Annotated in this window: 1 protein-coding gene; it reads left to right on the top strand. The window is 43.6% G+C overall.

Features of this window, described 5'->3' with window-relative positions; all coding sequences use genetic code 11:
• Window positions 1–17 precede the first annotated feature (17 nt).
• On the top strand, window positions 18–236 hold a 219-nt coding region (locus tag IEQ44_RS17490), incomplete at its 3' end, for a hypothetical protein (protein WP_227487720.1).

Raw genomic sequence — 236 nt, 5'->3', positions numbered from 1 at the left:
TACAGCAGGCTTCATGCATGCTGGAGGGCCACCTAGCAGAGCTCAGCCACTGGGGCACTGAGGCCCTGGAGAGTTACCAGAGCCTCAAGAAGAGGAAACACACGGGACACTCAGGACCGCAAACAAGAATAAAAGTGAGCAAACCAAGATATTTTTGTCAACAAATTACTTCCAAGTCAGCATTTACTGTCGTAAATGACAAAGATGACTATTATATATTTTTTCAAATAAACCTT

This window comes from Nocardioides malaquae, from assembly GCF_015070385.1.
Taxonomy (GTDB): Bacteria; Actinomycetota; Actinomycetes; order Propionibacteriales; family Nocardioidaceae; genus Nocardioides; species Nocardioides malaquae.
Note: the sequence above shows the minus strand (reverse complement) of the source record. Positions and strands in the feature narration are given on the sequence as shown.